Genomic DNA, 13,209 nt, shown 5'->3' with positions numbered 1-13,209 from the left:
TTTCCTATGAATACCGCTACCCAAAAGATCGCCCTGGTCACCGGTGCCACCCGCGGCATCGGCCTGGAAACCGTCCGTCAGCTGGCTCAGGCCGGCGTGCATACGCTGCTGGCCGGGCGCAAGCGCGACGTCGCCGTGGCCGAGGCACTGAAGCTGCAGGCCGAGGGCCTGCCGGTGGAGGCGATCCAGCTGGACGTCGGTGATGCCGCCAGCATCGCCGCCGCCGTGCAGACCGTGACCGAGCGTCACGGCCGCCTGGACATCCTGGTCAACAACGCCGGCATCCTGCTCGATGACATCAAACTGGCCCCCTCGGCGCAGACCCTGCAGACCTGGCGCGATACTTTCGACACCAACGTGTTCGCGGTGATCGCCGTCACCCAGGCGTTCCTGCCGCTGCTCAATGCCTCGCCGGCCGGCCGCATCGTCAACGTGTCCAGCATCCTGGGCTCGCTGACCCTGCACAGCCAGCCGGGCTCGCCGATCTATGGCTTCGCGGTGCCGGCCTACAACGCCTCCAAGAGCGCGGTAAATGCGTGGACCGTGCAGCTGGCCTATGAGCTGCGCGAGAGCACCACGAAGGTCAACACCGTGCATCCGGGCTACGTCAAAACCGACATGAACGGTGGCGAAGGTGAGATCGAAATCAGCGAAGGTGCGCGTTCCAGCGTCGGCATGGCACTGATCGATGCCGACGGCCCGAACGGCAGCTTCACCTACCTCGGCGAGGTGCTGCCATGGTGATCCGTCTGTTGACCGTGGCCGTGACCAGCGCGCTGCTGGCCGGCTGCGTCAGCGTCGGCCCCAACTACCAGGCGCCGCCGGCCGAGCCGGTGAGCCTGCAGGGCGCCGCCGCGCCGGTGTTCACCACCACCTCGCCGGTGGCGAGCTGGTGGGCCCAGTTCGATGACCCGGTGCTGGAGCAGCTGGTGCATGAAGCACTGGGCACCAACCTGGACCTGCGCATCGCGATGTCGCGCGTGCGTGAGGCCCGCGCGGTGTTCGTCGAGCAGCGCCTGGACCAGTTGCCGCACGTCACCAGTGGTGGCAGTTACGACCGTCGCAAGCAGCCGGATGCCACCCTCGGTGGCGAGCGTGTCTTCAGCGAAAGCTACCAGCTCGGCTTCGATGCCGGCTGGGAGCTGGATCTGTTCGGCCGCCAGCGCCGTGCCGCCGAAGCGGCGCGCGCCGACCTGGGCGCCGAGCAGGACAACCTCGCCGATGCACAGGTCACCGTCGCCGCCGAAGTGGCCCGCAACTACTTCGAACTGCGCGGTACCCAGAAGCGCATCGCGGTGGCCAAGCGCACCCTGGTCAATCTGCGCGACACCCAGAAGCTCACCGAAACCCGGTGGGAACTGGGCGCCGGCAGCGAGCTGGACGTGCAGAGCAGCCGTGCGCGCCTGAAGGCGATCGAGGCCGACATCCCGCTGCTGGAAGTGGCCGAGGTGCAGTCACGTCATCGTCTGGCGGTGCTGCTGGGCCAGCGCCCGGACGCACTGGACAGCCTGCTGCAGCCGCGCGAGATGCGGCCGTACGCCAAGGCGTTGCCGCTGGGTGACACCACCGATCTGCTGCGTCAGCGCGCCGATGTGCGCGTGGCCGAGCGTCGGCTGGCCGCGGCGACCGCACGGGTTGGCGTGGCCACGGCAGACCTGTTCCCGCGGATCAGCCTGAGCGGGTTTGTCGGGTTCCTGTCTGGTGATGCCAGTGGCCTGGTCAACGGCAGCAACAAGGCATGGTCGGTGACGCCGTCGATCAGCTGGGCCGCGTTCGATTTCGGTACGGTCAAAGCCCGTCTGCGCGCCAGCAAGGCACAGGCCGATGGTGCTGCCGCCGAGTACGAAAAGGCCGTGCTGCTGGCGCTGGAAGACACCGAGAACGCGTTGACGCGGTACGCCAAGCAGCAGGCTCGCCTGGCGATCGTCGCCGAGCAGGCCCAGGCGGCGGGGCGCGCAGAGGAACTGGCGCAGATCCGCTTCCGCGAGGGGTCGGAAGACTTCCTGACCCTGCTCGATGCGCAACGCACCCAGCTGGCCGCGGACGATGCACTGGCCGAGGCCGAATCCACGGTCAACGTCAGCGTGGTCGGTGTGTACAAGGCCTTGGGGGGTTGGGGCCAGCAGCAGGATGCGGCCAACACCCCGGTGGCGGTCACGCAACACTGACCCCACCGTTGGGCACGGGGCGGCGAGGGCGCCGTCCCGACAGCAAGAAAGGCAACAGCCGTCACATCCGCTGCGCAGTGCGTCGCGATTGACGGCTTTGCCTCTGCACGGTGTCTGTGCACGGTGCTAAAAGCGTGGGTCGTTTTCTGGAGTGGCCCGCATGCAACCCAATCCGTGGCGTCCTGTCCGCCTGCATCTGCACGACCCGGGACCTGCCTCCGGGGCGGGACTTTCCCGTGGCGTGATCGCGCTGTTGGTGGTGGCGATCCTTGCGGTGGTCACGGGATTCTGTTGCCTGACCGAAGGCCTGTTCGAGATCGGCCTGATCGCCACCGGTGTGTTCATCGCCATCGGCGCGCGGATCTGCCAGGCACGTGAGCAGCACCAAGCGCTGTATCGACTGCTGCAGAAGATGGATGAGCGGCAGCCATGACTGACGCTGTGAAAACGCAGGCCGCCGTACGGCCAACCTGAAGCCGATGGACGGTACTCTGACCGCCCATCGCGCGTCTGCTTACTTGCCCGCCGGTGTTGGCACGGGGAACCGCAGTTCCGCCTGCACCGGATAATGATCCGAGGGCAGCACGCCACCGGGTTTCTGGTCCAGCGTGCTGAAGCTGTCCACGCTGAAACCGCGCACCAGGATCCAGTCCAGTTCCACCGTCGGCTTGCCGGTGAAATCATGGAAGGTCAGGCGCGGGCCATCGACCTTGCCGGCGAGTTTTCGAGCATCGCCCAACGCAGCGGTAAATGCCTTGTAGGTGTCACTGCCGGGCTCACTGTTGAAATCGCCGGTGACCACCACCGGGATGTCCTTGGGCAGTGTGGCCAGCCGCGAGACGATCAGCTTTGCGCCGAGGACGCGGCGCGGCTCATCTTCGTCACGGTAGGGCAGGTGGGTGTTGAACAGATAGAAGCGCTGCCCATCGGCCTGACGCTGGAACAGTGCCCAGGTCACCATGCGCGGGAACAGGTTGCCCCAGGTGATGCTGCCCGGCACGTCCGGTGTGTCGGAGAGCCAGAAGTCACCCGATTCGAGCACCTTCAGCCGCGCACTGTCGTACAGCACGCCCATGTGTTCGTCGCCGTTGCCGCCGCGGCGGTCCCTGCCGAACAGGGTGTAGCCGGGCAGGTGCGCGACCAGGTACTCGCCCTGTTTCTGCACCAGCTCCTGGGTGCCGATCACCTCGGGCTTCTGCTCACGGATCAGCGTGACCATCGCATCGCGGCGGTCCTCCCAGCGCTTGCCCGGGTCGGTATCGGCCGGCGTGCGTACGTTGAACGACATCACCTTCAACGCATCGGGTGCCTGCGCCCAGGCGCTGGCCAGCGGGGCGGCGAACATCATCAGGGCCAGCAGCGCGGGCCGATGGAAACGAGACAGCATGTGGAATCCCTCCATTCCATGAAAACGTTCCCAAAGGGTCGCATGGAAGGGCAGGAAAAGGATATGCAGGACATGGCGGTTGATCGGCAGTGCCCCCTCAGCTCGACAGCAGGATCACGCCGATCGTCATATTGATCGCTGCCCCCAGCACCAGCACCCACAGCGTGGACAGGATCGTGTTCAACCACGAGCGCTGCAGCGCGATCTTCAGCCACCCGGCCTGCACCACCGCATACCAGAGCGCGGCGAGCACGCCGACCGCGACGCCCAGCGTGGTCGACAGCTGGCCCGGCAGCCGCACGAACACCATGCTGGTGGACAGCGCCACCGCGAACGGTGCGGTCAGGTAGCACTGCATGAAAAACGGACGGCGCAGCGACTCGCGGGTCATCGGCACGTGCTTGCGACGCAACAGGTGCGTGGTGGTCACCAGGGGCCAGATCGCGAACGTGATCGAGCGGTACAGCAGCAGGCTCTCTTCATTGCCGAAGATCGAGCGCGACAGCGCCCCGGTGCCGACCACCTGCTGGTGCAGCATCAGCTCCACCCCGTGCGCGACCAGCACCGCCAGCATCAGGAACATGGGCGGGCTGATCGCATCGTCGAACTGGCGCTCCAGCTTTTCCTTCAGCTCGGTATCCACGTACTGGGCCATCCGCCGCGGATACACGATCACGCGGTACAGCGTGCGTGGGAAAAACAGGAACCAGGTGCACAGCTCGTAGAGGAACTCTTCCAGCGACCGCAGCAGTTTGAGGAAGTCCATCCCGGGGTCCTTGCGAGGGGGAAGCCAGCACCGCCGAGGATACCCGGGACAGGGCTCAGCGGATCGCGACTGTCAGGCTGTGCGGTGCCTTTTCATTGCGACGCGCCTGGGAACGCATCTGGTAGACCTGCACGACATAGGTACCGGTGGTCGGCAACGTGCCGCTCCAGCGCCGCTTTTCGTCGTTGCTGCCCAGCGCCTCCCCCTGGCCGGGCGTCACGCCGGGCGCGAACACATTGAAGTTGGCATTCGGGCTGCCGTCGATCGTCACCGCCATGGTCTGGCCGGCGCGCGCGGCAATCGTGTAGCGGACAGTGTCATAGCCGGACAACGTGCCACGCACGGTGGCACTGCTGGCGCCCTTGGTGAAGTGCACGGGGGTGGTAGTGACCTTGTCCGCTGCGGTGGCCAGCATCGGCGTCAGGGCGAGCAGGGCGGTCAACAGCAGTGAGCGGAGCGGCGTCATGGCATGTCCTTGGTGGGGCCCGGCAAGGGCGTTTCGTCCCGAGCATGGGCGTGACCCCATCAAGGGATTGTCGATGCGCTGCGACCCTCGCCGCACTGCGATGAACGCAGCGTGCTCTACCGGTCTCGGTCGCTGGTGCGTTCTGAATTGTTTACGCAGGTGCCCGGCGCGTGCATGCACCAGCCTCTTCCACGCACACATGGGTAACGCCGGCAGGCCTAGCGTGGATTCACCGGCACCACTTCGATGCCGAACACCGGAGATACGGCAATGGCCAACACCCCGAACCCGCAGCAGGGTCAGAATGATCCGCAGCGCAATGCCCCGCAGCAGGGCCAGCAGGAGCAGCAGGATCAGCGCGATCGCGATGCCCAGAAGCAGCAGCAACAGCAGGACCAGGATCAGCAGGGCCAGCGCTCGGGCCAGCAGAGCGACCAGGAAGAATAAAACGGGTCCGCACGCACCGTGGCCCGGTCGGATTGGCCGGGCCGTTTGTGTTGCCGCCAGCGAGAGAGCATCGCGTGTTACTGAACGTCTTCCAGCGCTCGCCCGGCTGACCGGCTACCATGCCCGCATGAGCATCCCCGTACCAGATAGCAGCGTGCCGCGCCTGCTGGGTTTTGACGTCCCGACATTGCAGACCATTGTCGATCACGGCGCGGACGAGGCCATTGTCGCCATGCTCGATGTTGTTCCCGATGCCCACTGGTTGAAGCTGTTCGACGAACGGGTGGCCGCGCTCAAGGGCGAACTCGGGCTGGCCGGTGTCGAACTCGACGGCACCTCGATTCTGTTCTTCGGCTCCATCGCGGACAGCCGCCGCCTGGCGACCGCCGTGTCGGCCCTGATCAATGCCATCAACATGGAAGTGGCCGGCCACACCGATCCGTTCCAGTCGACGGCGCCATAGCTCCTCACGAGTCGATACGGCACGTGCGCAGCAGCACGCTGTCACCCAGGCCCGCATCTGCCGTGCGGTACGGAGCAGGGCAGGTGCCGCGGATCTCGGTCACCCACAGCACCATCATGCCGACGATGCGATGGGCCTCGTTGGGCCACTGTGCGACCAGCCGATCATGGATCGCGTCATACACCGCCCAGCGCTCGGCGGCCGACACCCCGCCTGCCCAGCACTGCGCCAACTCGGCCTGCGCCAGCCGAAAAGCCTCTTTCTGTCCGTCCATAGCGTTCCCCCAACACAGTCCATATCGGACAGGCGCCTGCCTGCCCGGGTGAGCCCCCTGCAATGAGGTAAACGCGGTTGGGCCGACGCACCGGCCAGCGCGCAGTGCGCACACGGTGCGCCGCCGTAGGCTGAACGCGTGGGCGCCAGGTTGGTAAAACATAACAGGACGTCCTGTATAGTTACGATCCCGTCGCCCCCCCTTTGCGCACCATGACCCCGACCAAGACCCAGCGCTGGAGCCTGCTGCTCACCGTTGCCGCCGGCCTGTTGCTGATCACCCTCGACAACTCGGTGCTCTACACCGCCTTGCCCACGCTGACCAAGGAACTGGGCGCGACCCCGCTGCAGGGCCTGTGGATCATCAACGCCTATCCCCTGGTGATGGCTGGCCTGCTGCTGGGTGCCGGTACCCTCGGCGACCGGCTGGGGCACCGGCGCATGTTCCTGATCGGCTTGGTGATTTTTGGGATCGCCTCGCTGCTGGCCGCGTTCGCGCCGGACGCCAATCTGCTGATCGCCGCCCGCGCGCTGTTGGCCGTGGGCGCGGCGGCGATGATGCCGGCCACGCTGGCGCTGATCAGCCTGACCTTCGAGGACGAACGCGAGCGCAATCTGGCCATCGCCGTATGGGGCTGCATTTCCATCGTCGGCGCGGCCCTCGGCCCGATCGTCGGTGGCGTGCTGCTGGCGCACTTCTGGTGGGGCGCGGTGTTCCTCATCAATGTGCCGATCGTGCTGCTGGCCATGGTCGGGGCGGTGCTGTTCGCGCCCCATGGCACGCCCGATGCAAGCAAGCCGTGGGACCTGATCTCCTCGTTGCTCAGCCTGGTCGCCTTGTCCGGGCTGGTGGTGGCGATCAAGGAGGTTGCGCATGCGCCGCCGAACGGGGGGCTGGCAGCCGGTGCGGCGCTGGTCTTCGTGGTGGGGCTGGTGCTGTTCCTGCGCCGCCAGCGCCGGCTGCCGTACCCGATGCTCGACGTGGCCATCTTCCGTAACGCTCCGTTTCTGGCCGGCGTCCTGTCTGCGGCGTTCGCGATGTTCGCCATCGCCGGCCTGCAGTTGCTGACCACCCAGCGTTTCCAGCTGGTGGCCGACTACACCCCATTGCAGGCGGGCCTGCTGGTGTCTGTGGTGGCGATCGGGTGCCTGCCCAGCGCCATTTTCGGCGGCATGTTCCTGCACCGCGTCGGGCTGTTGCCGCTGATCACCGGCGGGCTGGGCGTGGGCACCGCCGGTGTGGTGCTGGTCGCGGCCACCTTCGGCGGCCACCTCGGCTGGACCCTCGCCGGATTGCTGCTGACCGGGCTGGGCATGGGCGCCACCATCTCCGTCGCCTCCACCGCGATCATCGGCAACGTGCCCCCGCATCGCGCTGGCATGGCCTCCTCGGTGGAGGAAGTGTCCTATGAGTTCGGCAGCCTGTTCGCGGTCTCTCTGCTGGGCAGCCTGATCGCCGCGCTGTATTCGGCCACCGTGACGCTGCCGGACGGTGTGGACGCCGGTGCGGGCCAGAGCATCCAGCAGGCGCTTGCACTGGCCGCACAACCGGGCGACGCCGCCGGGTGGCTGGCAGCAGCCAGCACCGCCTACGACGCCAGCTACGTTTGGGTACTGTATGTGATTGCCGGGGTGCTGCTGGTCGGCACCGTCACCACCGGCGTGCTGCTGCGCCGCCATGGCCCCGGCACGGCCACCACCGTCTCCCACGCCCACTGACCCATGCGCCCGAGCAACCGAACCAACATCCTGGATGCCGCCGTCCGTGTGATCGAACGCGACGGCATCACCGCACTGACCTTTGAAGCGGTCGCCGCCGAATCCGGCATCGCCCGGGGCGGGCTGCTGTATCACTTCCCCTCGCGCGATGCGCTGCTGCAGGGCATCCACCAGCACCTGGCCGGCGTGTGGGAGGCGAGCATGATCGAGGCCGCGGGCAAACCTGCCGACGCGGCAGGGCCCCCCGAGCGCTACCAGGCCTACGCGCTCACCTGCGCACAGACGGCCACCCGGGCCGAACTGCAGCTGATGTTCGATGCAGCCGCCACCGACGAGAACATGCAGCCGTGGACCGCAGTGGTCGAGCGCTGGTCGCCGCCCACGCCGCAGGACCTGAGCGATCCGGCTGCGCTGGACCTGTTCATCGCCAAGCTCGCCGCCGACGGCATGTGGGTGTTCGAAGCGCTGTCGCGCTCGCGGCTGGCGCCGGAGGTGCGGCAGGCCATCGCTGACCGGCTGGCACAGATGATCGCGGCCGCCTCCAAGACAGCGTGATGCCTGCCATGCGGGTACCCTTGGCGGTTCACTTCTTGAACAACGGGTCCGCCTGATGGATTACCAACTTGTGATCAAGTTCTGGCGCAAGTCGCTGGATGATGAGGCCTTCCTGGCCACGCTGGAGGCCGAGCTGACCACCGCGCTCGGCAAGGCCGCGACGCTGGACGGTTACGACGTCAGCGCGAAAGAGATCAACCTTTTCATGTTCACCGCGGATCCGCGCCCGACCTTCCGGAAGACCAAGGATGTGCTGGAGGCGATGGGCGTGCTGCACAGCGTGTCCGCGGCGTACCGGCTGGTGGGCGGTGCGCAGTTCACTTCGGTGTGGCCGCTGCGGATGGCGCGGAAGTTCACGTTGCCGTGAGGGGCTGAGCGGCTGTCTGGCTGGCGGAAGACGGGCACAAAAAAGGCCGGGACCTTCGATTTCTCTAGGGTTCCAGCCTTTGATGCACCGTCGAAACGGCTAATTGGTGGAGGGGTGGAACCCTGCGCCAAACCTATGTAACTCAGCGCCTTAGAACCGCTGCGAACTCCTGCGGAAAGGTGCGGAATCCAGCCCCATCTGCCAGCAATCCTACCAGTTCTGCCCGGCCGGGGGCACCAGCCAAGTGCATCAGACAGGACGCCAGTTCGATTCCCATTTGCGGAATTGAACCCGCGTCCGCATCGACTCACCCGACCTTCGATCAGGCGGTGACGAACCGCTCCCGAAATGCTCGCCGGCCCTGGTCGTAAGGCATAGGGTTGGTGGCGTGGGGGACCGGCGCGCTTCTGTCCCCGATGAGGTAATTGATCCGGTAGGTGCAGTTGCCGGATGGGTGCAGCATGCCGCCAATCACCCGCTCGGGTTTCAGGACCCGCTCCTGGATCAGACGGTCCAGCACCTTCTGGACCTGCGGCCCGAGCCCGACGAACACGGCATCCTTCAGTTCCTCGACCTCCGCCGCGAAGTTCTCCAGCAGGTACTTCCTCAGCAAGGGATCCTTGGTCATGTCAGGTGAGCCACGGTAATCGTCGCCCTTGACGAACACCGGATAGCGCAGCAGCGAGGTTGTCTGCACCAGGTGGCGCGAAGTGGAGAACAGGTCGGCCGAATCGGTCAGGCCGAGCCACTTGTGACAGCTCCAATGGTTGAGCTGGTTGATGAGGTTGCTCCGCAACGGCTCACCACTGAACGCGCCGACGCTCTTGGCGGCCTGGATCGCTTCCGAGCTGGACTTGCCGGCCTGAAGCGCGCGCCGCGCCTCGTTGTTGGCATTGACCATCTGGGTGGGGCCCGGTGTGATCCCGACCAGAACGATCCGCGCACTGGGGTTGATGTACTCGAACGGCGCGTAATAAATCTTCAGGTCGCCGCTTGCATCCATCAGCAGGCGCGGGTCGCGCACCACCGGAAGCGTCGACCCACAAAGAATCGGCGCGTACTTTTCGATCAAGTTTGTTTTCATTGTTTGATGTGTCCTGGTCTACGGCTGGTCCGTCAGCCTGCTGGAATCAGTCCGAAGCCTACAGCCGATCGTCATCCTGGGTCGCGGCCCAGAAGTCGTCGAACAGGGCCAGCTTGGCTTCGTCTTTGGTTGCGTAGGTCTTGGTGCTGAACCGGCTCCCGATCCGGTAGCCCGACCGCTTGAACTTGTTTATGTGTACCCCGACGTTGTGCCCCTGTATGTTCAGGAACGGATTCCCCTTAGAGGACGTGCGCCAACTTCGCGTGAGCCACTTCTTTCGGCGGACCGCCCGATTGCGCAAACGGTTTTCCCGGCGCTTGGGCCACTCGTAGTCGCCGCTCATCTTCTCGGCGCAGACGCACCCAACGTAGAAGTTCTCGTCCAGATCCGGATGCTCCATGATGTGGACGTAGCGGATCTTCTCGTTGCCGCACATCTGGCAGGTCGCGTAATCGGTTTCGTCCGCCGACTCGCCGTCGGCCCGCAGGTCGACCACGTCCACGCAGTGCCATCCTTTGTGGGGCACACCCGGCTGGTCCCATCGATTTCCGCTCATGCCAGTTCACTCCATCTCAGAATCCCGGGTACTTCCGCCAGATCCGCTGGTTCAGCTCTTCGTTGTCGCTGTACTCGCCGATCGCCCAATCCTTGAAGGCGTGGAGGTCTTCAGCCAATTCGGTGATGACGTCGCGCAGTTCCAGCGGCTTCAGCCACTCGGCAGGGATCGCCTTCACGCCGTGCATCGCGCCCAGCAGGTTGCCGACGATCGCTCCGGTCGAGTCGGAGTCACCATCGTGGTTCACGGCCAGGATCGCGCCCTGTTTGAAATTGCGGGCGACCAGCGCGCAATAGATGGAGATCGCCAGGGCCTCCTCGGCGATCCAGCCCTGGCCCAGCCGGGCTATGGCTTCTTCATGTGGCAAACCGGAATCGGCTAACTCCTCAGCCATCTCGATTGCGCGCAGCGTCTCCTCAAAGCCGGGCACAGCTCGCAGTAAGAGTTTGGCGGCGGCCAACGCCTCGCGCAGCGGCGCGCCATCGGTCAGGGCCAGGATCAGAACCGCCAGCACACCACCGGTCAGGGCTCCAGTCGGGTGCCCGTGGGTCAGCGCAGCCAACTCGGTACCCAGCCGGAAGGCGTCTTGAGGGGATTCGTACTGGCGCAGGCGCCAGGCGAACAGCCCGACCGGCGCAACCCGCATGACGCCGCCGCAGCCCTTGCTGTCGTTGCGGGCCGGCTCCCCAAGGGAGTGCATCGCCCGCAGGGCCGATAGGCAGGTGTTGCCCGGTGCGCGACGGCTGTGCAGCTGACGCTGCTGGAACAGCCAGCCAGGCTCATCGGTGCCGAAGTCGATTTCGCATGTCGGGCGTTCGCCTTGGGTTTGCAGCCAGCGCAAATAGGCGTGCGCCGTTACCCCGGAATAGGTCGTGATGCCTTTGAAGCAGCCGCGCACCCAGCCTCGGATTAACCCCTCGGCGGTGAACAAGGTCATCTGCGTGTCGTCGGTGATCGTCCCAATGGCACCATAAGCCGGTGCGTACTGGGTGATTCCCTTCGGGCCGAAGCGACGCAGAATCTCGGTCCGCTTCATGAACTCAACCGGTGCGCCCAGCGCATCGCCGACTGCACCACCGAGCAGGCAGCCCAGAAACCGCCCCTGGACCGTGCGCTTTTTCTGGCGCTTGCTGCGCCAGGCCGGAGGTGCCGGTGTCTCGAATTCTTCCGCCGCGCCGTATCGGCAACAGGCTCCTCGTCCTCATTGCCGGACAGGGTGTAGTAGACGCCCAACTCTGCGACTACGCGGGCGGCGGGCCGGGCAACGAGGTCGAGCTGCTTACGCCACTCAGGCACATCGGAGCCGTCCCAACTGATGCCCAGGCCTTTCTCCCAGTAGGACAGGTAGGCCTCGCCCCGGTCGGCGGCGTAGTAGTTGCCGTTGCCGGCGGAGCAGTCGAGCGCGTACTCCCAGTTGTTCTCGCGTATGCAGACTCCGTGCTCGGGGTGAGGCACTTGCCCCAGCCCGATCAGGTATTCCGCGCTCTTGGCGTCCAACGGGCGAAACACGGCCACCCGCAAGCGTCCGTCGTCCCGGGCGGTGATGGCAGCGATCAGAGCATCGCCACGTTGGATGGTGACCAGTTTGCAGCCGAGGTCCACGGGCCCGACCTCGAGCCACCAGTGGTCCCCGGCCGCTGAAATGACATCGCGGGCATCGTCGGGCGCCAACAGCTCGGCAAGCCGATCCATTGCGGGTTCGACCTGCTGCCATTCGGCCTCCCCATCCCGGCTACGCTGCTGCAGACCGTGCAGCATCACGGCCAGCGGCAGGTCCCCGTTGTCTAGCACGGCCGACTTCAGATCAGCCGCTGGGATGGGGTACGGGATGTCCGGCAACCCGTACTGCGCCAGCGTCTCTGGCTTGAGGTGAAGCTCTGCGAAATTATGCATGGCGCCGGTGCCGACCCTTTTTTCGCTGCGCCGCTTGTCATTAGCACAATGCGACGCACACACAAATCAAAATAGAGTCATAGACAGATTCTAGGGCAGACCATATACTTTCCGCAATAAGCCGTACAAGCATTCGCTAACCCGAACGAGCCAGCCAGGATGTCGAACGAACAGCTTGCAGATCTAACCCAGCCACAACGCGACCGGCTCGCGTTAGTGGAGTTGCGCGTGCGCTTCATCGGGGAGATACGCCGCCAGGACTTGGTCACGCGGTTTGGCATCCAGTCCGCCGCCGCATCCAGGGATCTAGCGCTGTACAAGGAGTTGGCCCCGGGCAACATCGACTACGACCCCAAGGGCAAGTCCTACGTCCTGGGGCCGGACTTCCGGCCCGTATTCGACTTTCCCCCAGAGCGGGTGCTGTCGTGGCTGACCCAGGGCTTTGGCGATGGTGAGCCGATGCGGCTCAAGGCGTGGGTGGCCAGCGAGAGCCCGTCACGGCTCACGCATCCGGATCTGGATGTGCTGGCGAGCGTGACCCGTGCGATTCACCAGGAGTGTCCGCTCGGCATCGAGTACCACTCCATCTCCAGTGGCCGCACTGAGCGGGAGATCGTCCCGTTCGCGCTGATCGACAACGGTCTGCGCTGGCACGTCCGCGCCTTCGACCGGAAGTCGCAGGAATTCCGGGATTTCGTCATCACCCGGATCAAGCGCCCGGTCCTTATGAGGGATGCAGATGTGCAGCCCCATGAGCGCAGTGATCAGGACATCCAATGGACCCGGATCGTGGAGCTGGAGATGGTGCCGCACCCGGACCAGCCCCGTCCTGAAATTACGGAGATGGACTACGGCATGGTTCGCGGGTCACTGCGGATGAAGCTGCGTGCGGCCACCGCCGGATACATCTTGCGGCAGTGGAGTGTGGACTGCTCGCCGGACCACAGTCTGCGCGGTTATGAATTCAGGCTCTGGCTGAAAGATCACCTGGCGCTGTACGGCGTCAAGAACGCTGTGTTGGCGCCGGGGTACCGCTCGCCCGACCAAAACAAGGGAGAGCAATAA

Annotated in this window: 17 protein-coding genes; 9 read left to right on the top strand and 8 right to left on the bottom strand. The window is 65.4% G+C overall.

The genetic code is table 11. The features are described 5' to 3' along the window. Positions 1-6 precede the first annotated feature (6 nt). From ABE483_RS12935 to ABE483_RS12925, 3 genes are all read left to right on the top strand, one after another. Positions 7-744, top strand: coding sequence for an SDR family oxidoreductase (locus tag ABE483_RS12935; protein ID WP_121041922.1), 738 nt, complete (start codon positions 7-9; stop codon positions 742-744). Further along, positions 738-2,168, top strand: coding sequence for an efflux transporter outer membrane subunit (locus tag ABE483_RS12930; RefSeq protein ID WP_346481832.1), 1,431 nt, complete (start codon positions 738-740; stop codon positions 2,166-2,168). The genes ABE483_RS12935 and ABE483_RS12930 overlap by 7 nt, the downstream gene beginning before the upstream one ends. 160 nt (positions 2,169-2,328) lie before the next feature. Beyond that, positions 2,329-2,601: a hypothetical protein gene (locus ABE483_RS12925; protein WP_313211516.1), complete on the top strand. Its 273-nt coding sequence runs from the start codon at positions 2,329-2,331 to the stop codon at positions 2,599-2,601. An 81-nt stretch (positions 2,602-2,682) separates the two neighbouring features. Here ABE483_RS12925 and ABE483_RS12920 read toward each other — a convergent pair whose 3' ends face one another. The 3 genes from ABE483_RS12920 to ABE483_RS12910 form a co-directional block, all read right to left on the bottom strand. Next, a complete protein-coding gene (locus ABE483_RS12920; protein ID WP_346481831.1) occupies positions 2,683-3,555 on the bottom strand; it encodes an endonuclease/exonuclease/phosphatase family protein in 873 nt (290 codons plus the stop codon). Between the two features lie 97 nt (positions 3,556-3,652). After that, positions 3,653-4,321, bottom strand: coding sequence for a hypothetical protein (locus ABE483_RS12915; RefSeq protein ID WP_313217955.1), 669 nt, complete (start codon positions 4,319-4,321; stop codon positions 3,653-3,655). 55 nt (positions 4,322-4,376) lie between these two features. Then, positions 4,377-4,787 carry a g-type lysozyme inhibitor gene (locus ABE483_RS12910; RefSeq protein WP_346481830.1) on the bottom strand — a complete coding sequence of 137 codons (411 nt, stop codon included), beginning with the start codon at positions 4,785-4,787 and terminating at the stop codon, positions 4,377-4,379. 270 nt (positions 4,788-5,057) lie between these two features. Between ABE483_RS12910 and ABE483_RS12905 the strand changes: the two genes are divergently transcribed. Continuing rightward, positions 5,058-5,234 carry a hypothetical protein gene (locus tag ABE483_RS12905; RefSeq protein WP_183073778.1) on the top strand — a complete coding sequence of 59 codons (177 nt, stop codon included), beginning with the start codon at positions 5,058-5,060 and terminating at the stop codon, positions 5,232-5,234. Positions 5,235-5,361: 127 nt separating this feature from the next. After that, on the top strand, positions 5,362-5,697 hold the full coding sequence (locus ABE483_RS12900) for a hypothetical protein (RefSeq protein ID WP_346481829.1): 336 nt from the start codon (positions 5,362-5,364) through the stop codon (positions 5,695-5,697). 4 nt (positions 5,698-5,701) lie between these two features. On the opposite strand, the gene ABE483_RS12895 is transcribed toward ABE483_RS12900, so the two are convergent. Next, positions 5,702-5,971 (bottom strand): hypothetical protein, encoded by a 270-nt coding sequence (locus tag ABE483_RS12895; protein ID WP_346465569.1) that lies wholly within the window; start codon positions 5,969-5,971, stop codon positions 5,702-5,704. A gap of 212 nt (positions 5,972-6,183) precedes the next feature. On the opposite strand from ABE483_RS12895, the gene ABE483_RS12890 reads away from it, so the two are divergent. The 3 genes from ABE483_RS12890 to ABE483_RS12880 are packed head-to-tail and all read left to right on the top strand — an operon-like array spanning position 6,184 to position 8,611. Further along, positions 6,184-7,689 carry an MFS transporter gene (locus tag ABE483_RS12890; RefSeq protein ID WP_313217957.1) on the top strand — a complete coding sequence of 502 codons (1,506 nt, stop codon included), beginning with the start codon at positions 6,184-6,186 and terminating at the stop codon, positions 7,687-7,689. A gap of 3 nt (positions 7,690-7,692) precedes the next feature. Further along, complete coding sequence (locus tag ABE483_RS12885) at positions 7,693-8,244, top strand: TetR/AcrR family transcriptional regulator (protein WP_346481828.1); 552 nt, start codon at positions 7,693-7,695, stop codon at positions 8,242-8,244. A 55-nt stretch (positions 8,245-8,299) separates the two neighbouring features. Then, positions 8,300-8,611, top strand: coding sequence for a hypothetical protein (locus ABE483_RS12880; RefSeq protein ID WP_123729002.1), 312 nt, complete (start codon positions 8,300-8,302; stop codon positions 8,609-8,611). 322 nt (positions 8,612-8,933) lie between these two features. Here the strand turns inward: ABE483_RS12880 and ABE483_RS12875 are convergent, their stop codons facing one another. From ABE483_RS12875 to ABE483_RS12860, 4 genes are all read right to left on the bottom strand, one after another. Beyond that, positions 8,934-9,683, bottom strand: a complete 750-nt coding sequence (locus ABE483_RS12875) for a hypothetical protein (RefSeq protein WP_346481827.1) — start codon at positions 9,681-9,683, stop codon at positions 8,934-8,936. Positions 9,684-9,753: 70 nt separating this feature from the next. Further along, on the bottom strand, positions 9,754-10,197 hold the full coding sequence (locus ABE483_RS12870) for a hypothetical protein (protein ID WP_346481826.1): 444 nt from the start codon (positions 10,195-10,197) through the stop codon (positions 9,754-9,756). A 70-nt stretch (positions 10,198-10,267) separates the two neighbouring features. Further along, on the bottom strand, positions 10,268-11,287 hold the full coding sequence (locus tag ABE483_RS12865; RefSeq protein ID WP_346481825.1) for an ADP-ribosylglycohydrolase family protein: 1,020 nt from the start codon (positions 11,285-11,287) through the stop codon (positions 10,268-10,270). Beyond that, complete coding sequence (locus tag ABE483_RS12860) at positions 11,284-12,144, bottom strand: hypothetical protein (protein ID WP_346481824.1); 861 nt, start codon at positions 12,142-12,144, stop codon at positions 11,284-11,286. The genes ABE483_RS12865 and ABE483_RS12860 overlap by 4 nt, the downstream gene beginning before the upstream one ends. 159 nt (positions 12,145-12,303) lie before the next feature. Here ABE483_RS12860 and ABE483_RS12855 point away from each other — a divergent pair, with 159 nt between their 5' ends. Further along, positions 12,304-13,209: a WYL domain-containing protein gene (locus ABE483_RS12855; protein WP_346481823.1), complete on the top strand. Its 906-nt coding sequence runs from the start codon at positions 12,304-12,306 to the stop codon at positions 13,207-13,209.

Origin of the sequence: Stenotrophomonas sp. TWI602 (assembly GCF_039674045.1) — a bacterium.
Taxonomy (GTDB): domain Bacteria; phylum Pseudomonadota; class Gammaproteobacteria; order Xanthomonadales; family Xanthomonadaceae; genus Stenotrophomonas.
Note: the sequence above shows the minus strand (reverse complement) of the source record. Positions and strands in the feature narration are given on the sequence as shown.